This is a genomic window from Mesorhizobium australicum, from assembly GCF_900177325.1.
GTDB classification, from domain to species: Bacteria; Pseudomonadota; Alphaproteobacteria; order Rhizobiales; family Rhizobiaceae; genus Mesorhizobium_A; species Mesorhizobium_A australicum_A.
Genome location: NZ_FXBL01000004.1, coordinates 3,675,169 through 3,695,242, shown reverse-complemented (window position 1 = coordinate 3,695,242; position 20,074 = coordinate 3,675,169). Strand labels below are relative to the sequence as shown.

Genomic DNA, 20,074 nt, shown 5'->3' with positions numbered 1-20,074 from the left:
GGCCTGCTTGTGCGAAGCGGCAAAAGTCACTAATCCAGCCGCCGTGGGGCCTGTAGCTCAATGGTTAGAGCCGGCGGCTCATAACCGCTTGGTTGGGGGTTCGAGTCCCTCCGGGCCCACCAGAATCAAACCAATTGGCCGACGATTTGTCGGACTGCCCGACTTCAGGCGTTGTCGCTCGCGTGCATCGCGAGGCGGCCGAGTCGTGACGTTCTCCCTCTACATGGCGCGGGCCGCGGCTCCGGCAAATGACGCCGCCGTGCGGGGCATTTCATCTTTCAAGGCGACTGACCGGTTGTGCGACCGACGAACTGCCGGATGTCGATTCCTCGCAATTCGTTAACAAGCGTTAATATTAACCGAAGTTAATAATATTCAAATCTAACTGTTCTCTCGCGCAACTCTGTACTAGATGATAATATAATTGCGTTGTGGGAGTCGTCGGAGGGAGTCAAAGCAAGATTGCTCTTGGAGGAGCGGTGAAATGAGAATGTTTGCATACATACGAAATGCGGTCGGTCTTGGAATTCTTGTTGGTGTCATCTACGCCTCCCCCGCGGCGGCTGAGATTACCGAGTGTACCAACATTACGTCGGTTCCGGCGACCATCAGCACCCAAGGCGTGTATTGCATGAAGCAGCACCTGCCCACGAACCTCGCGTCGGGCGCCGGCATCACCGTCACCGTCAACAACGTCACCATCGACTGCAACAACTTCAAGCTCGGCAATCTCGCGGCCGGCGCGAGCAACACCGCGGTCGGGATAAGTGCGACCGGACGGAACAATGTCATAGTTCGCAACTGTGGTATCCGCGGCTGGCGCACCGGCGTGCAGCTTTCGGACGGCGCCTACCGGGTCGAAAGCAACGTGCTGGACTTCAACAGGCAGACCGGCATCTTCGTCAGCGGCGACGGCTCGTCCGTCCGCAATAACGAGGTCATCTCGACGGGCGGCAGCACGATTCCTGCCCTGACGGATTTCCACGGCATCAATGTCAGCGGCGACGTCGACATCAACGGCAATCTGGTCGACGGCGTCACCGCTACCGCGACCACCAACGGCAACGCTTATGGCATTCGCACCGAGAATTCGAGCGCGAGCACGGTCGGCAGCAACATCGTGCGCAACCTCGCAAAGGCCGGAAGCGGCGCCCGGCGCGGCATCTGGAACCAGAACGGTGCCCACAATACCATCTTTGGAAACACCATCGTGATGGACGGCAACCTGATCGCGGGTGAGGCGGGGCTTCGCTGCGGCGACGGTCTCATCCTCAACGGGGCGTCGCGTGACAACACCATCCTGGGAACCGGCCTGCTGGGCACGGCGCTCGGCCTGTTGAATTGCACGTCCGTCTCGGGCGACTACGTGAACCCGCTGTAAGCGGATAGAGCAAGCACTCTGCTTGCCTGATCGACAGGCGCCGCGCCCACAGCGCGGCGCCTGAAGTTACGTGCCAAGCGTGCGCAGGAGCTTTGTTACCTGCCGTGCGGCCTCGTCCTTCATCCCAGTTCATGCAAATGACACGAAGCAAATAACGGAAAATCAATTTTTCCGGGCTTGTTTATAAAGTCAGTAGAATTTATTCGTTATTGTCTTAGGTGCCTGCTGGGATTCGCCGTGCGAAGGCGCCAGTCAGACCGCAGCACGTCAGGCGGCGAGCCAGAAAAGCATCGGAAATGCTCACCAGAAAAGGCAAATACGGCCTCAAGGCGCTCGTGTATCTCGCGAAGCTGCCGGTCGGGGATTTGGCATTCGTCAACGAGATCGCCCGCGACCAGAATATTCCGAAGAAGTTCCTGGACGCCATTCTGAGCGAACTGCGCAATGCCGGTTTCGTCCAGAGCCGGAAGGGCAAGGATGGCGGCTACCGCCTCGCGCGTCCTGCGACCGAGATCAAGGTCGGTCATGTGGTGCGTGTCCTCGACGGTCCGTTGGCGCCGATCCCTTGCGCCAGCCGCACGCAATACCAGGCCTGCGACGACTGCGACGAGGCCACATGCCAGGTCCGTCACATCATGCTCGACGTTCGCCAGGCAATCGCCGAAGTGCTGGACAAACGCAGCCTCGCCGAGATGCGGGATGCAGCCAACGACGACCTGCCCCCGGCGCATCAGATCCTCGCCTGATCCTGGGGACGTCTGTCCGGCTTGGACATCGTTTCACCTGCCGGCGCGCGAGCGGTTTGAGCCTGCGCGATCCAACGGTGAACCGTTCTCATCTCGGGCATCGCAGATTCAGAAGAGACCCAGGATAATGCCGGTCGCGAAGCCGATCGACACAAAGAACATGAGATAAGGCAGGGTGCCGACCGCAGCGGGCAGGGCGCGCTCGGCAATGGTCCGCTGGGCGGCGCGGCCGCGGGGCGGACTGTTGGATCGATCAATTGCCGACATGACTGCTCTTTCCGTCAATTCGACATCGCAAGGCGCAGAGGCACGCCGCCCTTGAGCCGCTCAACGCAGATCGCGCGCATGGCGACCGCCGCCTCGGCGTAGGTGGGGCTGGAGCCCGTGACACAGCCGGGGCCGAGAAGCTCGCTCACGCGGTCGACCACCCGGCCGGGCAGGATGTCGGTGCAGGAGCGCATCCGGCCGAACAGCGAGCTGATCGGGACCTGTAGGCCCTCGAATTCCACGGTGGGCTCAGGCTGGGCAAGGCCCCATTCGTCATAGGCTTCGAGAGCCTCGTCGAAGGCGAGGTGCAGGAAAATCGGTGCATGGCCTTCGTGCAGCGGGGGAAGCAAACGCGTCATGACGATCTCCTCAGGTCGTGGCCGTTCTCATGGAAAGCGGCAGCTCGATCATTTCCGTCGTCTACCAGTGGCCATGCATGCACCAGGTCCAATAGAAGCCGTCGAGCCGCTCCGGCCCGCGCTCGCCAGATGCCCGGTCACCACGGTCCGACCTGGTTTGCGAAAACTCAGTCGGTCCCTCGAAGCGAGGGAGCAGGGCTGACATCAGCGCCCGAAACGGGGGCAAGGACAAAATCCTCATTTCGACCTCCTGACTCGTGCAGAGGCAGTATGTGCCGAACACCGATAATGTCAATAATGTCTACTAATTTTGTGGAATATGAAGTGGGCAGCCGAATTCCGTGGCGGTCGCGGCCCCTTGATCCGCATCAAGGCGGAACCGCGGGCGAGCGGAGATTCTTGCATCGTTTTCATTGGGTCGGCGAGGGAAGAGATGAGGCATCCATGCGACCGGATCTGCGCGCCGCTCCGGCGTCGGGCAGTGCACTGATCCGATGTTCCGGGACCGCAAAGAAGCCGGCGAAATGCTCGCTGCCGAAGTCGTGGCGCTCGCGCCGCGAGAGCCGGTGGTGCTCGCGCTGCCGCGGGGCGGGGTGCCGGTCGCCGACGAGGTGGCGCGGGCGCTTGGGGCGCGGCTCGATCTCGTTATCGTGCGCAAGGTGGGCGCGCCCGGCAATCGCGAACTGGCGGTGGCGGCGATCGTAGACGGCAACCCGCCGGACGTGGTGCTCAACCGCGAGATCGTCGAGGCCTACAACCTGCAAGAGGAGGAACTGGCCGGGCTGATCGCGCAGGAGAGGCCGGAGCTCGAACGCCGCCGCGCCGCCTATCTCGGCACGCGGCAGCCGGTTTCCGTGCGCGGCAAGACTGTGATCCTGGTGGATGACGGCGCGGCGACGGGAACGACCATGAAGGTGGCGGTGCGTGCGCTGCGGCGGCGTTCGCCGGCCGAAATCATCGTCGCTTTGCCGGTGGCCTCGCAAGAGGCCGTGATGGAGCTGTCGCACGAGGCCGACCGCGTCGTGTGCCTGTCGCAGCCACCACACTTCAGGGCGCTCGGCTACCACTACCGCGAGTTCCATCAGCTGGATGACGCCGAGGTGCTCGACCTGCTCGCAAAGGCCGCTTCCCGCCACAGGAAGGGGCGGGGCGCCGCGCCGGGCCAGACATAGTGATCTGATGCGCGTCAAGGCATCGGCTGCTTCATCCGGCAGGGAGGATGTCGCATCGATGCTCGAAAGCTTCGCCAAGCCGCAGGCCATGAAGCCGAGCGACCGGTTCTCGACCATCATGGACGGCAGCAAGCACGACCCTGTCGATCACCGCGATCGTCGTGTCGCCGAAACTCGTCTACGCCATCGGGCCGGGCGACATGGCGCACCGGTTCGGCGCTGTCGGTATGCTCCATCCGTGCTTCGCAAAGCGCGGAGTGTGGTGTATTGGTCACACCTTAACCAAGCACGACCAACGGCCCTCGCCAGAGTCCATAGATGAAACCGATGCCCGTCGCCTCCCGAAGCGGGAGGTTGTTGGCGGATTTGTTCGCACGGGAGAATCGCCCGCTTGCGCGCTATGTGATCGCGATCGTCGCGGTCCTGGTGACATTCGTGCTGCAGGTCTTCGTTCAGGAGGTCTGGAACGGCCCGCTTCTGCTGATCGTGTTCGCGCCGGCGATCGTGCTCGCCTCGATCCTGGGCGGACTGGGTCCGGGTCTGTTCAGCGTGGCTGCGTCGCTGGTGAGTGCCTATGTGCTCATCAGCCTCTCGAGCCAGTTCACCGAGGGCCCTTGGCTCGGGCTGGGTATCTTCGCCGTGGCCGGCGGCATCATCGCCTGGCTGGGCGAGGTGCTGCGCGCCGCCTATGCGGAAATGGCGGAGACGGAGAGGCAGCTCAGGCTGCGTGAGGCGCATCTGAGTTCCGTCCTCGACACGGTGCCCGACGCGACGGTGGTGATCGACCGCAAGGGAACCATCATGTCGTTCAACGCCGCCGCCGTGCGGCAGTTCGGCTACAGCGAGAGCGAGGTGGTGGGCCGCAACGTGCGCATGCTGATGCCAGAGCCCTATCAGCGGGAGCATGACGGCTACATCAACCGCTATCTGGACACGGGCGAACGACGCATCATCGGCATCGATCGCGTGGTGGTGGGATCCCGCAAGGATGGCTCGACCTTTCCGATGAAGCTCGCAGTCGGCGAGATGCGGTCGGGCGACAGCCTCTTCTTCACCGGCTTCATCCGGGATCTGACGGAACGCGAGGAGTCCGAGGCGCGGCTGCGCGAAGTGCAGTCGGAACTGGCGCGGCTCGCCCGCCTGAACGAGCTCGGCGAGATGGCGTCCACGCTTGCGCACGAACTGAACCAGCCGCTCTCAACGATCGCGAACTATTCGCAAGGCTGCGTGCGGATGCTGCGCGACGCGCCCGAGGCGATCGCGTCACGCCTGCGCGAGGCGCTGGAGGAAGTCGCCGCCCAATCGCTGCGCGCAGGCCAGATCATCAGACACCTGCGCGAGTTCGTCATGCGCGGCGAGACCGAGCAGACGCGCGAGGATATCCGCAAGCTGGTGGAAGAGGCCGGCGCGCTGGCGCTGGTGGGATCGCGCGAGCAGGGGGTCCGGGTCGTATTTCAGTTCGACACCGGCGCGGATTTCGTCCTTGCCGACCGGGTACAGATCCAGCAGGTGCTGACCAACCTGATGCGCAATGCCACCGAGGCGATGCGCGGGAGCGAGCGCAAGGAACTGACCGTGCGCACCTATCCGGACGACCGTTTCGCGGTCGTTGAGGTGACCGATACCGGGCCCGGCATTTCGGAGGAGATCGCCGAGCGGCTGTTCAAGCCGTTCGTGACGACCAAATCGGGCGGGATGGGCATAGGCCTTTCCATCTCGCGACGCATCATAGAGGCGCATGGCGGCGAGATCTCCGTTACGCGTAACGAAACGGGCGGCGCCACGTTCCGCTTCACGCTGCCCGCTGACACGGAGACGCAGAGCAATGACGATAGGTGACTACGTCGTTCACATCGTGGACGACGAGGAGCCGGTGCGGAAGTCGCTGGCGTTCCTGCTGACGATCGAGGGCTTCACCGTGCGGCTGCACGAATCAGCCACCGCCTTTCTCAGGGCCGCGCCCGATATACGCAATGCCTGCCTGGTCACGGACCTGCGCATGCCTGACATCGACGGCGTCGAACTGCTGCGCCGCCTGCGCGAGCAGGGGCGCAGGATCCCGGCGATCGTCATCACCGGCCACGGCGATGTGCCGATGGCGGTCGCGGCGATGAAGGCGGGGGCGCTCGACTTCATCGAGAAGCCGTTCGAGGACCAGATCCTGATCGACAGCATCAAGCGCGCGGCCGAGGAGATCGAGAAGGTCGCGTTCAACGATGTCCATTCGATCGCCAGCAGGCTGGCCATGCTGACCGAGCGCGAGCGCGAGGTCTTGTCAGGCATCGTCGCGGGTCTGCCGAACAAGACCATCGGCTATGACCTCGACATCTCGCCGCGCACCGTCGAGGTGCACCGTGCCAACATCATGTCGAAAATGGAGGCGAGGAGCCTCGCCGAGCTGGTTCGGATGGCGATCGCCGCCGGGGTCCTCGACCAATAATCTTCCATTCTGACGAAGTCGAATTGATTTCCCGCAAGGAGTCGAACGCCCGGCGGAGATAGCGTCGTTCGCTGTCCCATCGCTGCCATTTCGCATGGCGCCGGGAAAACGAACCTGGGAATCGATAAGAAAGTGCTCGTCATCGCACGCGACAAGGAACTCCGGCGTTCGATCGCCTTCCTCCTCGAAGCAGAAGGCTTTGATGTGAGCGCCTATGAGTCGGTGCCCAGCGTTGGCGGGATAGAGCGGCGACGCTGCGCGGTTGTCGACGAAGACGCGACGGTCGGCGATTCGCAGGCGTGGGACCGCCTCAAGGAGATTTCGGAAACGATCGTCCTGCTGCTCGACCGAACCGGGGCATTGCCCTCGGATCCCGTCGTTCGAGCGGTCGAAAAGCCGTTCCTTGGCCAGAATCTTGTACAGGCCGTGCGCGATGCCCTTCTTCAGCATCCGGGCCTCTCTACGTAGAATTCCGTAGGGAGGTAACCGGATTCTGCGGCGTCGCGATTTGAGCGATTGATGTTCCCGTCACTCCAAGAGGGAACCGCGATGACCACTGCTCCGATCTTCCTGATTTCACCCGATCGCGGCTCCGTTGCCGAGAGATCGATCGCCACCACACCTGCGCCGATGCTCTTCACCAACGGCGAGGAGATCTACGCCCAGGGCGACAGGGCGGATCGGCTCTATCGCGTGGAGTTCGGCGCTGTACGCGTCTACAGGCTGCTGGCTGATGGGCGCAGGCAGATTTCGGCCTTCCACCTGCCGGGCGAAGTGTTCGGGTTCCAGGCTGACGGCGTGCATCATTTCTTCGCCGACGCGGTCGGTGCGACCGGCCTGCGCGTCATGCCGCGGGCCAGCGCCGGCGGCGTCACGCCGGAGGTGATGGAGTTCGCGCTGCGCTGCCTCGTGCGCACCCAGGAGCATCTGCTGGTCGTCGGACGCCAGAACGCAGTGGAGCGGATCGCCGCGTTCCTGCTGGACATGGCCGAACGGCAAGGCGGGTTGGAACAGTTCGACCTGCCGATGTCGCGCACCGACATCGGCGACTATCTCGGGCTTACGATCGAAACCGTCTCCCGCGTCTTCTCGAAGCTGCGCGCGCAGGGCGTGATCAGACTGGTCAGCCTGCGCACCGTCGAAATGAAAAAGCCGGGGGTGCTGCGCGCCCTCTGCGAATAGGCTGTCGTCAGCCCGGTTGCCCGCCTTCCCGCAGGGCCTCGAGGAAGGCGCCACACCAGGCGCCGATATCGTGACGCCGCAGGTGATCGAGCATCGCGGCGTGTCGCTCGCGACGGGCCTCCAACGGCAGCGTCAGCGCCTGGGCGATCGCCTGCGAGACCGCCTCGGTGTCGTAGGGGTTGACCAGGATGGCGCCGTCCATCTCGCGCGCCGCCCCCGCGAAGCGCGACAGCACGAGCACGCCCGGATCGACGGGCCGCTGCGCCGCCACATATTCCTTCGCCACCAGGTTCATGCCGTCGCGCATCGGCGTCACGAGGCCGACGCGGGCAATGCGGTAGAGGCCGGCCAGGATGGAATGGCCGATCGAGGAATTGACGTAACGGATCGGGGTCCAGTCGAGCGTGGCGAGTTCGCCGTTGACCCGGCCGGCAAGCTCGGCCACCTCGCGCTGCATCTCCAGATAATGCGGCACGTCGGAGCGCGATTTAGGCGTCACCTGCAGCAGCGTCGCGCGGCCCTTGTGGGCGGGATTGTCCCTCAGGAAGCGGTCGAAGGCCTGGAAGCGCTGAGGGATGCCTTTCGAGTAGTCGAGGCGGTCCACGCCGATGACGACGTCGCGGTCGACCAGCGATCGTGCGATCTTGCGCACCGCCGGGTTATGCTCGGCGTCCTGCGCCGCCCTCTCGAAGCCGGCGGTGTCGATGCCGATCGGAAAAACACCCACCCGGAAATGACCGCTGCTGGTCTTGATCCAGTCGTCGGAAACGCGGCGGCCGATGCCCTCGCGCTCGAGGCAGGAGCAGAAATTGTCGGCGTCGTAGCGGGTCTGGAAGCCGACGATGTCATAGGCGGAGAGCCCGGCGAGGATGGTGGCGTGCACGGGAAGCGCGAAAAACACGTCCGGCGGCGGGAAGGGGATGTGCAGGAAGAACCCGATGCGGTTCTTCACCCCCATCTGTCTCAACTCGGCGGCGAGAGGAATGAGGTGATAGTCGTGGATCCAGATCAGGTCGTCGAGCAGGAGATTGGGCGCGAGCTGCCGGGCGAAGAAGCGGTTGACGCGGAAATAGCCGGCCATGTCCTTGCGCGCGTAGTCGGTGATGTCGAGGCGGTAGTGGCAGAGCGGCCAGAGCGTCGAATTGGCGAAGCCGGCATAATATTCGTCGATGTCCTTGCGACTCAGATCCGTCAGCGCATAGGTGATCGGCCCATCTTCGCGGAAGGTCATGGCTCCGGGATCGCGCGCGCCGCTCGACGCGCCGGACCAGCCCATCCACAGCCCGCCCTTGGCGGCGAGTGCCGCCTGCAAAGCCACGGCCAGCCCGCCGGCCTGGGCCTTGCCCTTGCCAGGCGCAGGGACACGGTTCGAGACGACGACGAGCCGGCTCACAGCATGTCCTCCCAGCGCCGCGACAGGCGCATGGCGGCATTGATGAGACCGACCATCGAATAGGTCTGGGGGTAGTTCCCCCATAGCTCGCCGGTATCGACATGGATGCCTTCCGACAGCAGGCCGAGATGGTTGCGATGTGCCAGGACGTCCTCGAAAATGGCGCGTGCGTCATCTGCGCGGCCGACGCGGGCGAGCGCGTCGATCAGCCAGAAGGTGCAGGCGGTGAAGGCCGTCTCAGGCTCGCCGAAATCGTCCGGCGCGCGGTAGCGGTAGAGATGATGCCCGAAGCGCAGGTGCTTCTCGATGGCGGCAAGCGTCGACAGGAAGCGAGGGTCGTCGGCCGGCAGCAGGCCGATCTCGGGGATGAGCAGCAGGCTCGCATCGAGGTCGCTTCCCTCGAAGGTCGAGACGAAGGCTTTCTGTTCCTCGTTCCAGGCTCGGGCAAGGATGCCGTCGCGGATCGTGTCGGCCCGGCCGCGCCAGAAGTCGACGCGATCGGCGAGCCCGAGCTTGGCGGCGATGCGCGCAAGCCGGTCGCAGGCGGCCCAGCACATCAGGCTGGAATGGGTGTGCACCGAATTGCGGGTGCGGAACTCCCACAGGCCGGCATCCGGCACGTCCCAGCGGGCGAATGCCTGCTCGCCCAGCGGCTCCAGCCGGCGGAACAGCGATTCCTCGCCCATGCCCGGAAGGCGTTCGTCGAAGAAATACTGGATGACCGACAGGATGACCGAACCGTAGCCGTCGTTCTGCACCTGGCTGTAGGCCGCATTGCCGCGGCGTACGGGGCCGAGGCCGCGGTAACCATCGAGAGACCCGGCAATCTCCTCGTCGATCCGCCGCTCCAGGCCGATGCCGAAGAGGGGCTGCAGATAGCCCTGCGGCGAGGCGGCGGCGATGTTCGAGACATAGCCGAGATAATCCTCCATCGTCCGCGTGGCGCCCAGCGCGTTGAGCGCCTTCACGGTGAAGAAGGAATCGCGCAGCCAGCAGAATCGGTAGTCCCAGGTGCGGCCGGTCGCGCCGTATTCGGGGATGGAGGTGGTGAGTGCCGCGACGATGCCCCCCGTTTCCTCGTGCGAACACAGCTTGAGGGTGATCGCAGAGCGGATGACGACGTCCTGCCAATCTGCGGGCAGGTGCAGGCTGCGGACCCAGTCGATCCAGTAGTCGCGCGTCTCCCGCAGGAGGGAGTGCGCCGTGTCCAGCGGATGCGCGGCGAGCCGCTCGTCAGGGCCGAAGACGAAGGCGTAGGGACGGTCGACGAGAAAGGGCGTGCCGCGCTGGACGAACTCGACCGGCGCGTTCGTCGTCAGCCGCAGCACCTGCTCGCCCAGGATGAAGCGGATGTGGTTCGAGCCGCGCGTCGTTTCGGGCGCATGCGCGCCGTAGTTCCACCTCGGCCGCATGAGGACCGACACGCGGGGTGCGCCTTTCAGCGGCTCGATGATGCGGATGAGGGTGAGAGGCCGGAACATGCGCCCAGCCGCCTTGAAGCGGGGCGCGAAATCGGTGATGCGCAGGCCATTGCCGTCCTCGTCCTCCAGCACGGTCTCGAGGATCGCCGTGTTGCGCACATAAGACTGGCGGCTCGACGCCATACGCTCGATGCGGATCGACCAGTCGCCGGTTTCGCCGGCCGTCGTTCCGTCCTCGCCGCCGAGGAGCCGGCAGAAGACCGGATCACCGTCCATGCGCGGCGCGCACATCCAGACGATCGAGCCGGCGCGGTCGACGAGCGCCGCGGCGGCGGCATTGCCGATCACGCCGAGGTCGAGAGAGATCGGGCTCATCGGGCGACGTTCCCGATCCAGGCCCTAACGTCATCGGGAGAGGAAACGATGCCGCGGGCGAGGGTGCCGCCCGGCGCACCAACCTTCACAGACAGGCCGCCCAGTTCGTTGGCGACCCGGAACATTGCCTCGTCGGTCAGGTCGTCGCCCACCGCGACGGGCGTGCGGCCCGCGAAAGGCGCCTGCGACATGAATCCCAGCAGCGCCGTCCCCTTGTCGTGCCCCGCCGGCCTGATCTCGATCACGCACTTCCCTTTCTGCACTACCACCTGATCCCCGAGCTGGCGTGCCAGCCGTTCCATTTCGATCTCGACCGCCGACGCGAATCGCGGTGCGAGGCGATAATGGGCGGCAAAGGCGCCGCCCTTGTCCTCGATCTCGACGCCGGGCCAAGCCGCCGAGATGCGCGACAGAGCCTCGATCGCGCCTTGCAGCTCAGGCGAACGCTGCACTGCAGCATGGGTTCCGTTCGGATAGGCGATTTCCGCGCCATGCAGGCCGGCGAGACCGCAGGGAAGATCGGGGAAGAACTGCCTGAGACGGGCGAGGCTGCGGCCTGAAACCAGCGCCAGCGCCCCCTCGATGCGAACCGAAAGCCGCATAAGATCGTCCAGCAGACGAGGCGGAACCAGGACATCTTCGGGCCGGTCGGCGATGTCGAGCAGCGTGCCGTCCACGTCGAGAAAGAGGGCCCGGCCTTCGACGCTTGCCGGAAGGTCGCCGTGCCTGGAGGGCTGGGCATGGGTGGCGGGTGCCGCTGGCGTTGCCTGCAAGTCCGTCATGGGACCGAACATAGTCAGTGACGGCCTCATGGCAACCGCTGAAACGCTTCGGAATAGGATTTCATATCGGGGTCGATTGCAGGATCGCTTTTTCGCCAATATGCAGGAATCGCCCTCTTCCGCGGCCGCCAATGTCGAGACATTGAGTCCGGCCCAAATCAGGACCCGCCATGCACAGCACCGCCAAACCCGATGTCGCAGCCTTCTTCGACAAACGGACCTTCTCGATCCAGTATGTCGTGTCGGACCCGACGACGAAGCACTGCGCGATCATCGATCCCGTGTTCGACTATGACGAGAAGTCGGGCCAGACCGCGACCTGGAACGCGGACAAGATCCTCGACTACGTCGCCGAGAAGGGGCTGACGGTGGAGTGGATCCTCGACACGCATCCGCATGCCGATCATTTTTCCGCCGCGCAGTATCTGAAGGCCAAGACGGGCGCGCCGACGGCCATCGGCGATCACATTGTCGAGGTGCAGAAGCTCTGGAAGGACTTCTACAACTGGCCGGACTTCCCGGCGGACGGGTCGCAGTGGGACAAGCTGTTCGCGGAGGGCGAGGCATTCTCGATCGGCGAGCTGAAGGGCCGCGTGATGTTTTCGCCGGGCCACACGCTGGCCTCGATCACCTATGTGGTCGGCGACTCGGCCTTCGTGCACGACACGCTGTTCATGCCGGATTCCGGCACGGCGCGCGCGGATTTTCCGGGCGGCAGCTCGAAGCGGCTGTGGCGCTCGATCCAGGACATCCTGGCCCTGCCGGATGAGACGCGGTTGTTCACAGGACACGATTACCAGCCCGGGGGCCGCGAACCGCAATGGGAATCCACGGTTGCCGAACAAAAAGCAACGAACTCCCATATCTCCAGGGCGAAGTCCGAGGCAGACTATTGCGAGGTGCGCGATGCGCGCGACCGGACGCTGCCGATGCCGAAGCTCATCCTTCATGCGTTGCAGGTGAACATCAATGGCGGGCGGCTGCCGGAGCCGGAGGCGAACGGGAAGCGCTATCTCAAGATCCCGCTCGACCTTTTGACCGGCGGTCCCTGGGGCTGATGCTTCCAGAGGCCGGCCGGGCTTGAAAGGAGACGGAACGTGACGGAATTCACCCCACTCACCTCCCTGATTGGCGGGGCGCTGATCGGGCTCTCGGCGGTTCTGCTGATGGCCTATGAGGGCCGGGTCGCAGGCATCAGCACCATAGCGAGCCGGCTGTTGCCGCCCTATCGCGACGGCGCGTTCCTGTCGCGCTTCGGGTTCGTGATCGGCCTCGTCGCGGCGCCTTTCGTCATGCAGGCGGTGACGGGCGAGCCTGTGACGCAGACCGTGTCCGGCAACCTGCCGCTGATGGCCGCTGCAGGTCTGATCATCGGGTTCGGCTCGGTCTGGGGCTATGGCTGCACCAGCGGCCACGGCGTGTGCGGCCTGTCGCGGCTGTCTCTGCGCTCCGCCGTGGCGACGGGCGTGTTCATGGCCGTGGCGTTCGTCACGGTCTTCGTCACCCGCCACCTGCTCGGAGGCTGATGATGACCTTCGTCGTCAATCTGCTCCTTGGCCTGCTCTTCGGCGTCGGACTGGTGATTTCGGGCATGTCCGATCCCGCCAAGGTGCTGAACTTTCTCGATCTGGCCGGACCATGGGATCCGTCGCTCGCCTTCGTGATGGGTGGCGCGGTGATCGTGGCGTTCTTCGGCTACAGGCTGGTGCTGAAGCGCGATAGGCCGGTGATCGGGTCGAAGTTTCACATACCCAGCCGGACGGACCTGGAGCCGAGAATCTTCGTTGGTCCGGCAATCTTCGGCTTCGGTTGGGGCCTGTCCGGTTTCTGCCCCGGACCGGCGCTGACGGCGATCGGGCTCGCGGCGCCCGGCACGCTGGTCTTCGTGCCGGCCATGTTCGTCGGCATGTGGGCCGCGCGGCTGGCCGGCACGCGGCCGGCGAGCCTGATCGCGACGTAAGGCGGGCGGCTTCGCGGAGAAGGGCTACTTGCCGGCGTTCTTCTCAAGCCAGCCTTTGAGGAAAGCGATCTCTTTCTCCTGGGCGGCGATGATGTCTCGCGACAGCTTGGTGAGCTCCGGATCGTTCTCGCCGCTTTCCAGATAGGCCTTGGCCATGTCAATGGCGCTCTGGTGGTGCGGGATCATCATCAGGGCGAAGTCGGCGCCGGGCTTGCCGGTCATCTGCATCGCCTTCATGTCGGTATCCATCTTCGTCATCGCCTGCATATAGGCGGTGGATGCCGGGCTCATTTCGCCCATCTTCGAATGGTCCATCTGTGCGAATGCCGGCGAGTGGAACAGCGCGAAGGAGGTGACGAGCGCCAAAACGGCGGCGCGGGTCTTTGCAGTGGACATGGTTGGTCTCCTCTATTGGACGAGAGCCGCGTAGTCCTTCCAGCTAGTGGAAGGTCAACAGGCAATCGACACATCGTGGACGGGCCAGAGGCGCGGATGCGCCAGAGGGTGACGCACCCGCCGCTGGCGGGCGGGCAATCAAGAGCGCTAGGCTGGCGCAAAGCCTGGGAGGTTGCCATGGACGTGCTCGAGCACACGGCACAGCCGAAACGGGAGCGGGCAGGGCGAGGCGCGCGGCGCGAGCAGCGCTCGCACGGGCCGCGCGGCCTTGGCCGACCCTACATCGTCCGCAACATCCCGACCTACGACATTCTCGGCGAAGAGAGCCTAATCCGCATCGAGGAGACGGCCGACCGGATTCTTGCCGAGATCGGCATCGAGTTCCGAGACGACCCGGTCGCGCTCGACCATTGGAGGCGGGCGGGCGCGATGGTCGACGGGGTGCTGGTGAGATTCGAGCCCGGCATGCTGCGCGAGATCCTGAGGAGCGCGCCGGCGAGCTTCATCCAGCATGCGCGCAACCCGGCGCGATCGGTCGAAATCGGCGGCAAGTCGGTGGTGTTCTCGCCCGCTTATGGCTCGCCCTTCGTGATGGATCTCGACAAGGGGCGCCGCTACGGAACGATCGAGGATTTCCGCAATTTCGTGAAGCTGGCACAGGCCTCGCCCTGGCTGCATCACTCGGGCGGGACGATCTGCGAGCCGGTCGACGTGCCGGTGAACAAGCGCCACCTCGACATGGTCTACAGCCATATTAAGTATTCCGACCGTGCCTTCATGGGCTCGGTGACCGCGGAGAGCCGGGCGGAGGATTCGATCGACATGGCGCGGCTGGTGTTCGGCCGTGACTTCGTGGACCAGAACTGCGTTATCCTCGGCAATGTCAACGTCAACTCGCCGCTGGTATGGGACGCGACGATGACGGCGGCGCTGCGCGCCTATGCCCGCGCGAACCAGGCAGCGGTGATCGTGCCGTTCATCCTTGGCGGGGCGATGGGGCCGGTGACCAATGCCGGCGCGATCGCGCAGGCGCATGCCGAGACGATGGCGGGCTGCGCGCTGACACAGCTCGAACGCAAGGGTGCGCCGGTGATCTACGGCAACTTCCTGTCGTCGATGTCGCTGCGCTCCGGCTCGCCGACCTTCGGGACGCCGGAGCCCGCGATCGGCTCGATGGTGGTGGGGCAGCTCGCGCGGCGCCTGAACCTCCCGCTGCGCTGTTCGGGCAATTTCACGACATCAAAACTGCCCGACGCGCATGCGATGAACGAGGGAACGATGTCGATGCTGGCCGCCGTGCACTGCGGCGCCAACTTTATCCTGCATTCGGCCGGCTTCCTCGATGGGCTTTTGTCGATGTCTTACGAGAAGTTCGTCATGGACGCCGACTTCTGCGGCGCGCTGCACACTTATCTCGACGGGGTGACGATCGACGACAACCAGCTCGCGCTCGACGCCTTCCGGGAGGTCGGGCCGGGCAGCCATTTCTTCGGTTCGCAGCACACGCTGGCGAATTACGAGACGGCGTTCTGGGATTCGGAGATGGCTGACAACGAGCCGTTTGAGAAATGGGAGGCGGCGGGCAGCGTCGACGCTGCGACGCGCGCCAATGGCAAATGGAAGAAGATGCTGGCCGAGTACGAGGCGCCGCCGCTGGACGAGGGGATAGACGAAGCGCTGAAGGATTTCATCGCGCGCAGGAAGGCATCTATGGACGATGCGTGGTATTGAGGGCCGAAACGGAGGATTCGCCATGTTCCGCAAGACCGCTCTCGCTGCCGTCCTGGCTTTCCATGCTCTGCCCGCCATCGCAGGGCCGGCGTCGGACGCGGTGCGCTTCTTCTACGTGCCGGTGAAGTGGGAAGCCGACCCGGACTTCCGCGACCGTTTCACCGGGCCGGCGAAGAAGCTGTTCGACCTCAACGACAAGATGCCCGAGGGCGAGATCGGCTGCATCGACTTCGGCCCGGGCATCGACGCGCAGGACTATGACGACGACACGATCAAGAAGACGCTGAAGCTGTCTGAGGACGTGCAGGGCGACACCGCGACGGTGACGGCGACGTTTACTCTGTTCCCCGACCACTCGGACGAGGCAAAGCGCGAGATGCAGTGGCTGCTGGTCAACGAGGGTGGCACATGGAAGATCACCGACATCGTGTCGGTGTCGAGCGGTTGGAAGCTCTCGGGGCTGGAGTGTTTGCCGGAGGGGTAGGCAGCGATGCATGCGGGACGCGAACGTGCTATGGTATATCCATGACCAAAGCTCTGAACGAGGCAATTGCCAAGGCGAAGCTTCTTTCGCCGAGTGAGCAAGACGAACTTGCGCAGACGATTAGCGCGATCGTCGACAAGAGCGTCTACGTCTTGTCGAAGGAGGAAGAGGCGGACATCGACGAAGGCATCGCTGAGATCGAACGAGGCGAGTTCTTCACGCTTGAGGAGGTGCGGGAGCGCCTCGCGAAACATCGAGCATGAAAGTGCGGATCGCGCCGCGGGCTTCTCGCGAGATCGACGCGATCCTTGATTATCTCGCAGTTGAATCTCCCTCGGCGGAGGTTGGATTCGCAACCCGGCTGGACGAAGTGCTGATGACAATCGCCAGCTATCCGCTGGCAGGCAGAGCTACCAACCGTCGGCATACTCGGCTCATGAATACGGAGCCTTATCCTTATCTCGTTTACTACCGTGCTCTGCGGGCAGAGATCGAAATCGTCGCCATCCGCCACGGCGCCCGCGATCCACGCTCAATGCCCGCCCGACCGCGCTGAGATGACGCTCTGATCCAATCATTTGCCGCTGCGGGCGCTTGCGCGCCTTCGCAGCGAAGGCGAGGCTGGTGCATCATCCGGGGCCAGCCATGACCGCCAGCAACGACCCGCTTCTCCAGCCGTTCCGGCTCAAGCACCTGACGCTCAAGAATCGCGTCATGTCGACCAGTCACGAGCCGGCCTATTCGGAGGACGGCATGCCGAAGGCGCGCTACCGGCTCTACCATGCCGAGAAGGCAAGGGGCGGCATGGCGCTGACGATGACGGCGGGCTCCGCGATCGTATCGCGCGACAGCCCGGCGGCGTTCGGCAACCTGCAGGCCTATCGCGACGAGATCGTGCGCTGGATGCGGGAGCTGGTCGACGCCTGCCACGAGCACGACTGCAAGGTGATGATCCAGCTCACCCATCTCGGGCGGCGCACGGGCTGGAACAAGGCCGACTGGCTGCCGGTGCTGGCGCCGTCGCCGGTGCGGGAGCCGGCGCACCGGGCCTTTCCGAAGACGGCGGAGGACTGGGACATCGACCGGATCGTCGCGGACTATGCAAGCGCGGCACAACGCATGCAGCAGGCGGGGCTCGACGGGATCGAGTTCGAGGCCTACGGCCATCTGCTCGACCAATTCTGGTCACCGGCGACCAACGCGCGCGACGACGAATATGGCGGCTCGCTGGACAACCGGCTGCGGTTCTCCAACCGCGTGCTGGACGCAGTGCGCAAGGCGGTCGGACCGGACTTCATCGTCGGCATCCGTATGGTGGCGGACGAAGACCTTGCGTCGGGGCTCGGGCGGGACGAGGGCGTCGAGATCGCGCGGCGGCTGGCGGCCGGCGGCAAGGTCGACTTTTTGAACATCATCCGCGGTTCGATCGAGACGGATGCGGCGCTGACCAAGGTGATCCCGATCACCGGCATGCGCTCGGCGCCGCATCTCGACTTCGCGGGCGAGGTCAGGGCGGCGACCAAATTCCCGGTGTTCCACGCGGCGCGTATCCAGGACGTGGCGACGGCAAGACATGCCATCGCCGAAGGTAAGCTCGACATGGTCGGCATGACGCGGGCGCATATCGCCGAGCCGCATATCGTGCGCAAGGTGATGGCCGGCGAGGAGCACCGAATCCGCCCCTGCGTCGGAGCGACTTATTGCCTTGACCGGATCTACGAGGGCGGCGAGGCGCTGTGCATCCATAATGCGGCGACCGGGCGCGAGGCAACGATCCCTCACGTGATTGCACGAACCGACGGACCGCTGAAGCATGTCGTGGTGGTCGGCGCGGGGCCAGCGGGGCTGGAAGCGGCGCGGGTGACGGCGGAACGCGGGCATCGCGTCACCGTGCTTGAGGCGGCGAGCCAAGCGGGCGGGCAGGTGAGGCTCGCGGCGCAGAACCCGCGGCGCAAGGAACTGATCGGCATCATCGACTGGCGGGTGGCGGAGCTGGAGCGGCTGGGCGTCGAGGTGCGCTACGACACCTGGGCGGAGGCGGGCGACGTGACGGGGCTCGGTCCCGACATGGTGATCGTCGCCACCGGCGGCCTGCCGCAGAACCCGCCGCTGGAGGCGGGCAGCGATCTCGTGACATCGAGCTGGGACATCGTTTCGGGCGCGGTGAAACCGGACGAGAGCGTGCTGCTCTATGACGACAATGGCAGTCATGCCGGGATGACTGCGGCGGAAATGGCGGGGCGGGCAGGGGCTGCGGTGGAGCTCGTCACGCCGGAGCGTTTCTTCGCGCCGGAAATGGGCGGCATGAACCATGTGCCCTACATGAAAGCGTTCCACGAGACGGGCGTGCGCATCACCATCAACACCCGGCTCAAGGCCGTGCGGCGCGAGGGCAACAAGCTGGTGGCTGTGCTCGGCTCAGATTTCGCTGAAGGTTTTGCCGAGGAGCGGCGGGTCGACCAGGTGGTGGTCGAGCACGGGACGCTGCCGCTGGACGAGCTCTATTTCAGGCTCAAGCCGCTGTCGCGGAACCGGGGCGAGGTGGACTACGAGCGGCTCGTCGCGGGTGGTGAGGTGTTTCCCGAAAGGGAGGCTGATGCGGCTTTCATGCTGCTGAGGATCGGCGATGCTGTGGCGAGCCGCAACATCCATGCGGCGGTGTATGACGGAATCCGCTTCGGGATCAGGATCTAAGGGCTTTCATCCCACCGCCGCGAGCGCCGGCGCAAGGTCGCCGGCGCCGGCAATCTCGACACGTTCCAGGCCGAGCCACTCCGCCATGAGCTTCAACTCGGCCATCAGTTCCGCGGGCGTCTCCGGTGGGGCGAGCGGTTCGGCGTGGGCCGACTGGACGCGCAGGACAGAGCCTGCTCGGTCGGCCTTGAGGTCAACGCGGGCGACGATGCGCTCGCCGAGCAGGAAGGGCAGGACATAGTAGCCGTAGATGCGCTTCTCCGCCGGCGTGTAGATCTCGATGCGATAGCGGAAGTCGAACAGGCGTTCGGCGCGGGAGCGTTCCCACACCAGCGGATCGAAGGGCGAGAGCAGGGCGCGGGCTTCGACACGGCGAGGGAAGCGGGCGTCGAGCGAGAGATAGGTCGGCTGCGACCAGCCCTCGACCTTGACGGGAAGGAGATGGCCGGCCTCGACCAGTTCGGCGAGGCGATCCTTGTAGTTCGGGGCAGGGAGGCGGAAATAGTCGCGCAGGTCGCCAGCGGTTGCGACCCCTAACGCCGAGGCGGCCATACGGGTCAGTTGCCGGTGCGCCTCTTCCTCATCGGGCACGGGCAGGTCCCGAACCGCTTGCGGGATAACGCGGTCGGGCAGGTCGTAGATGCGCTCGAAACTCGGCTTGCGCTCGCGGGCGGTTATGCGGCCGGCCCAGAACAGCCATTCGAGTGCGGTCTTGGCATCGCTCCAGCCCCACCAGCCGCCCTGGCCGCGTTGACCTTCGATGTCGGAGGCGGCGAGCGGGCCATCGGTTGCGACGCGGCGCTGCATTTCGGCGATCAGATCGCCCCGCTCGCGGCCGAATTTCGCGAGGCCCGTGTAGATGCTCTCGCCTCGTTCGGCCCGGCGCATCTGCCATTGCCAGAGCGGCCATGCGTCGATCGGCAGAAAAGACGCTTCGTGCGCCCAGTATTCGAAGAGCAGTCGCTGCTTCGGCGTCGCCGCGCTCTCCAGCAGCGCCATCGGATAAGGGCCGAGACGGGAGAACAGCGGCATATAGTGGGCGCGCACCGCAACCGAGACGGAATCGATCTGGAACTGGCCGAGGCGATGGAGAACCTTGTTGAAATGGCGACGGGTGAGGCTGCTGCCGGGGCGGGGCTCGGCAAAGCCCTGGGCAGCGAGCGCGACACGGCGGGCGGTGGCAAGGGACAGTTTTTCGCGCAACGGAATCTCCTGAAGGCAGAGATTTTCAGGAAAGCGCGACGGGCGGCAACCCGAAAAGCGCCGGACCGAACATACTGCTGACAGGCTG

The 20,074-nt window shown here is 64.8% G+C and carries 22 protein-coding genes and 1 tRNA gene; 16 read left to right on the top strand and 7 right to left on the bottom strand.

Annotation, left to right across the window (positions count from 1 at the left end; translation table 11 throughout):
- The first annotated feature begins 46 nt into the window (after positions 1–46).
- The 3 genes from B9Z03_RS20705 (at position 47) to B9Z03_RS20695 (ending at position 2,127) form a co-directional block, all read left to right on the top strand.
- Positions 47–122, top strand: a tRNA-Ile gene (locus B9Z03_RS20705).
- Positions 123–631: 509 nt separating this feature from the next.
- On the top strand, positions 632–1,381 hold the full coding sequence (locus tag B9Z03_RS20700) for a right-handed parallel beta-helix repeat-containing protein (RefSeq protein ID WP_085465938.1): 750 nt from the start codon (positions 632–634) through the stop codon (positions 1,379–1,381).
- A 296-nt stretch (positions 1,382–1,677) separates the two neighbouring features.
- Positions 1,678–2,127 (top strand): RrF2 family transcriptional regulator, encoded by a 450-nt coding sequence (locus B9Z03_RS20695; protein ID WP_085465937.1) that lies wholly within the window; start codon positions 1,678–1,680, stop codon positions 2,125–2,127.
- A 108-nt stretch (positions 2,128–2,235) separates the two neighbouring features.
- Here B9Z03_RS20695 and B9Z03_RS29930 read toward each other — a convergent pair whose 3' ends face one another.
- A complete protein-coding gene (locus B9Z03_RS29930; protein WP_176247577.1) occupies positions 2,236–2,394 on the bottom strand; it encodes a hypothetical protein in 159 nt (52 codons plus the stop codon).
- Positions 2,395–2,408: 14 nt separating this feature from the next.
- Positions 2,409–2,753: a BRA0787 family protein gene (locus tag B9Z03_RS20690; protein WP_085465936.1), complete on the bottom strand. Its 345-nt coding sequence runs from the start codon at positions 2,751–2,753 to the stop codon at positions 2,409–2,411.
- Between the two features lie 524 nt (positions 2,754–3,277).
- Between B9Z03_RS20690 and B9Z03_RS20680 the strand changes: the two genes are divergently transcribed.
- From B9Z03_RS20680 to B9Z03_RS20660, 5 genes are all read left to right on the top strand, one after another.
- On the top strand, positions 3,278–3,925 hold the full coding sequence (locus B9Z03_RS20680; protein WP_348529050.1) for a phosphoribosyltransferase: 648 nt from the start codon (positions 3,278–3,280) through the stop codon (positions 3,923–3,925).
- 318 nt (positions 3,926–4,243) lie between these two features.
- Positions 4,244–5,764, top strand: coding sequence for a PAS domain-containing sensor histidine kinase (locus B9Z03_RS20675; RefSeq protein WP_432417010.1), 1,521 nt, complete (start codon positions 4,244–4,246; stop codon positions 5,762–5,764).
- Positions 5,757–6,365, top strand: coding sequence for a response regulator FixJ (fixJ, locus tag B9Z03_RS20670; RefSeq protein ID WP_085467790.1), 609 nt, complete (start codon positions 5,757–5,759; stop codon positions 6,363–6,365). The genes B9Z03_RS20675 and fixJ overlap by 8 nt, the downstream gene beginning before the upstream one ends.
- A 132-nt stretch (positions 6,366–6,497) precedes the next feature.
- Complete coding sequence (locus B9Z03_RS20665) at positions 6,498–6,833, top strand: response regulator transcription factor (RefSeq protein WP_085465933.1); 336 nt, start codon at positions 6,498–6,500, stop codon at positions 6,831–6,833.
- An 81-nt stretch (positions 6,834–6,914) separates the two neighbouring features.
- Positions 6,915–7,547, top strand: coding sequence for a helix-turn-helix domain-containing protein (locus B9Z03_RS20660; RefSeq protein ID WP_085465932.1), 633 nt, complete (start codon positions 6,915–6,917; stop codon positions 7,545–7,547).
- A 7-nt stretch (positions 7,548–7,554) separates the two neighbouring features.
- Here the strand turns inward: B9Z03_RS20660 and otsA are convergent, their stop codons facing one another.
- The 3 genes from otsA to otsB are packed head-to-tail and all read right to left on the bottom strand — an operon-like array spanning position 7,555 to position 11,518.
- Positions 7,555–8,940, bottom strand: a complete 1,386-nt coding sequence (gene otsA, locus B9Z03_RS20655) for an alpha,alpha-trehalose-phosphate synthase (UDP-forming) (protein WP_085465931.1) — start codon at positions 8,938–8,940, stop codon at positions 7,555–7,557.
- Positions 8,937–10,736, bottom strand: coding sequence for a glycoside hydrolase family 15 protein (locus B9Z03_RS20650; protein ID WP_085465930.1), 1,800 nt, complete (start codon positions 10,734–10,736; stop codon positions 8,937–8,939). Before B9Z03_RS20650 ends, otsA begins: the two co-directional genes overlap by 4 nt.
- Positions 10,733–11,518: a trehalose-phosphatase gene (otsB, locus tag B9Z03_RS20645; RefSeq protein WP_176247576.1), complete on the bottom strand. Its 786-nt coding sequence runs from the start codon at positions 11,516–11,518 to the stop codon at positions 10,733–10,735. The genes B9Z03_RS20650 and otsB overlap by 4 nt, the downstream gene beginning before the upstream one ends.
- A 170-nt stretch (positions 11,519–11,688) precedes the next feature.
- Between otsB and B9Z03_RS20640 the strand changes: the two genes are divergently transcribed.
- From B9Z03_RS20640 to B9Z03_RS20630, 3 genes are read left to right on the top strand one after another with little or no spacing between them, the layout of a single operon-like run.
- A complete protein-coding gene (locus tag B9Z03_RS20640) occupies positions 11,689–12,576 on the top strand; it encodes an MBL fold metallo-hydrolase (RefSeq protein WP_085465928.1) in 888 nt (295 codons plus the stop codon).
- Between the two features lie 39 nt (positions 12,577–12,615).
- Complete coding sequence (locus tag B9Z03_RS20635) at positions 12,616–13,044, top strand: YeeE/YedE family protein (protein ID WP_085465927.1); 429 nt, start codon at positions 12,616–12,618, stop codon at positions 13,042–13,044.
- A 2-nt stretch (positions 13,045–13,046) separates the two neighbouring features.
- Complete coding sequence (locus B9Z03_RS20630) at positions 13,047–13,478, top strand: DUF6691 family protein (protein ID WP_085465926.1); 432 nt, start codon at positions 13,047–13,049, stop codon at positions 13,476–13,478.
- 24 nt (positions 13,479–13,502) lie between these two features.
- Here B9Z03_RS20630 and B9Z03_RS20625 read toward each other — a convergent pair whose 3' ends face one another.
- Positions 13,503–13,874, bottom strand: coding sequence for a DUF305 domain-containing protein (locus tag B9Z03_RS20625; RefSeq protein ID WP_085465925.1), 372 nt, complete (start codon positions 13,872–13,874; stop codon positions 13,503–13,505).
- A gap of 177 nt (positions 13,875–14,051) precedes the next feature.
- Here B9Z03_RS20625 and B9Z03_RS20620 point away from each other — a divergent pair, with 177 nt between their 5' ends.
- The 5 genes from B9Z03_RS20620 to B9Z03_RS20600 all read left to right on the top strand — a co-directional run bounded on the left by B9Z03_RS20620 (position 14,052) and on the right by B9Z03_RS20600 (position 18,783).
- A complete protein-coding gene (locus B9Z03_RS20620) occupies positions 14,052–15,605 on the top strand; it encodes a trimethylamine methyltransferase family protein (protein ID WP_085465924.1) in 1,554 nt (517 codons plus the stop codon).
- Positions 15,606–15,627: 22 nt separating this feature from the next.
- Positions 15,628–16,089 carry a DUF3828 domain-containing protein gene (locus B9Z03_RS20615; RefSeq protein WP_085465923.1) on the top strand — a complete coding sequence of 154 codons (462 nt, stop codon included), beginning with the start codon at positions 15,628–15,630 and terminating at the stop codon, positions 16,087–16,089.
- Between the two features lie 41 nt (positions 16,090–16,130).
- Entirely contained in the window at positions 16,131–16,352 is a 222-nt protein-coding gene (locus tag B9Z03_RS20610) for a hypothetical protein (RefSeq protein WP_085465922.1), read from the top strand.
- Positions 16,349–16,645, top strand: a complete 297-nt coding sequence (locus B9Z03_RS20605) for a type II toxin-antitoxin system RelE/ParE family toxin (protein ID WP_085465921.1) — start codon at positions 16,349–16,351, stop codon at positions 16,643–16,645. Before B9Z03_RS20610 ends, B9Z03_RS20605 begins: the two co-directional genes overlap by 4 nt.
- An 89-nt stretch (positions 16,646–16,734) precedes the next feature.
- Entirely contained in the window at positions 16,735–18,783 is a 2,049-nt protein-coding gene (locus B9Z03_RS20600) for an NADH:flavin oxidoreductase (protein WP_085465920.1), read from the top strand.
- 6 nt (positions 18,784–18,789) lie between these two features.
- Here B9Z03_RS20600 and B9Z03_RS20595 read toward each other — a convergent pair whose 3' ends face one another.
- Positions 18,790–19,986 carry a winged helix-turn-helix domain-containing protein gene (locus B9Z03_RS20595; RefSeq protein WP_085465919.1) on the bottom strand — a complete coding sequence of 399 codons (1,197 nt, stop codon included), beginning with the start codon at positions 19,984–19,986 and terminating at the stop codon, positions 18,790–18,792.
- Between the last annotated feature and the right edge of the window lie 88 nt (positions 19,987–20,074).